The organism is Vibrio caribbeanicus ATCC BAA-2122 (assembly GCF_000165125.1).
GTDB lineage: Bacteria > Pseudomonadota > Gammaproteobacteria > Enterobacterales > Vibrionaceae > Vibrio > Vibrio caribbeanicus.
Window position 1 is genome coordinate 1 of the sequence record NZ_AEIU01000106.1, and the last position, 2,292, is coordinate 2,292.

Below are 2,292 nucleotides of genomic sequence, written 5' to 3' on the forward strand. Positions count from 1 at the left end.
CTATTTGATAGCCTGATGGTGTTTGAAAACTACCCTGTGGATGAGGCTTTAGCGGATGAACTCGTGCAGGGCAGTTCTAATGGTTGCTCGAACAATTCCCTAAACAATGACCGCCTCCGAATTTCAGAGTTTCAAGGCGTCGAGTCTACTCATTACCCACTGGCGTTGTCGGTAATCCCGGGTGATTCTCTGAACCTAAAGCTGATGTTTAGTGAGCCGCAATTTAACGAAGATCAGGTTCGGCAACTGCTTCAACATCTAGAGGGGTTGTTGCAAGGTTTAGCTCATTCAAAAGCGGATACGCCATTGGCGTCGATCACATTACTCAGTGAAGCGGAAAAACAGCAGCAGTTAGTCGAGTGGAATGGCACCCAACAAGACTTCCCAGACGAGCTGTGCATTCATCAACTGGTTGAAGCTCAAGCTGCTCAGCACCCTGAAGCGACAGCTTTAGTCTTTAATCATGAAAGCCTGAGCTATGACGAGCTCAATCAGCGTGCCAACCAGGTAGCGCATTATTTATTAGAGCAGGGTGTACGTCCCGATACTTTAGTGGGTTTGTACGCTGACCGTGGCTTTGAGATGATGATTGGGCTTTTGGGGATATTAAAAGCCGGAGGCGCCTATGTACCTTTAGACCCAAGCTACCCAAGTGAGCGTCTTGGTCATATGATCGAAGACAGTGGTGTGGAGTTAATCATCACTCAGCAGCACCTTATCCATGATTTACCTAGAGGCGCGGCACAGGCATTTTACCGCTCCATAGCCTTGGATTGTTCAGAGGTGCAACAGCAACTGAGCAATTATGCCAAAGAGAATATTGACCCAGCGCTGATAGGTTTAACCCCTAAGCACCTGGCGTATGTGATTTACACTTCAGGGTCAACAGGTAGGCCCAAGGGGGTGGTTTTAGAACATAAAGGGCTCGTCAATCTTTCTTGTCACCAAGGTCGCAAATTTAATGTGACTGGTGAGAGTAGGGTGTTGCAATTTGCCAATATAGGCTTTGATTCAGCCACTTGGGAAGTTGTGATGGCACTGACTGTGGGGGCTCGCTTGTGTCTAATATCTGAACTTGAGACTCGAGATATTGAATTACTGTCTTCTAAGGTTCAAGAGTATCAAGTTACACACGCAACGTTAACGCCTGCGTTGTTGCCTCATATACATCTAAAGCAATGGAATAGCGTCCAACATCTATGTGTGGCTGGGGACCAATGCACATTGGAAGCAGCGAATACCTGGTCAGTAGAACGTCATTTTTATAATGCCTATGGTCCATCTGAAGCAACTGTGTGCGCAACCGACCACGAATTTAAGCAGGGTGAACAGCAATTATTGATTGGTAAACCCATTGATAACGTGGAGGTCTATGTACTCTCACCCGAGCAACAGCTTCTGCCTATTGGTGTACCAGGTGAACTCTGTATTGGCGGTGTGGGTTTAGCTCGCGGCTATCTCAATCGCCCTGAACTCACCGCTGAAAAGTTTATTACTCACCCCTTTAGCGATGATCCAGAAGCGCGCTTATATCGCTCCGGAGATTTGGTGCGCTGGTTACCCGATGGCAATCTCGCCTTTTTAGGGCGTTTGGATCATCAGGTCAAAATACGGGGATTTAGGATTGAGTTAGGAGAAATCGAGTCTCAGTTGCTGCTTGAACCGAGCGTGAAAGAGGCGGTCGTCGTAGCTCGTGAAGATCGCGGTGGTGACAAGCGTTTGGTCGCCTATGTCACAGCCTCTGAGACGTCTGAGGATTTGGGCGGAACAGAAGAAACGCTGATGGATTTACTCAGGCAAAGGCTCAAAGCCGTATTGCCTGATCACATGGTGCCCTCGGCTTTTGTGGTGTTGGAGCAGTTGCCATTAACACCCAACGGTAAAGTCGATCGTAAGGCCCTACCTGACCCTACCTATTCGGATACCTCAAAAGATTGTGTGCTGCCAAGCACTGCTTTAGAGACTGAGCTTAGTGTGCTTTGGTCAGATGTTTTGGGTGTAGAGCACATCAGTATCCACGCTAACTTCTTTAGCCTAGGTGGTGATTCTATTAAAGCGATTCAGGTCGCTTCTCGAGGGCAAAAGCAAGGGTTACCACTCACCACTAAGCAGTTGTTTCAGTATCAGACCATTGCTGAACTTGCTCTGCATCTAGATATCGATGCGAAAACTGCTCAGATCCCGCAGTCGCCGGTCAAAGGTGTGCAATCTTTACTGCCCATTCAGCATCACTTTCTGAGCACTCAGCCCGTTGAGGCCAGTCAACACTTTAACCAGGCAATCCGTTTTGAA

Annotated in this window: 1 protein-coding gene; it reads left to right on the plus strand. The window is 47.9% G+C overall.

What is annotated here, in order from left to right:
- The coding region (locus RH40_RS17530) for a non-ribosomal peptide synthetase (RefSeq protein WP_009603018.1) at positions 1–2,292 on the plus strand (2,292 nt) is incomplete at both ends.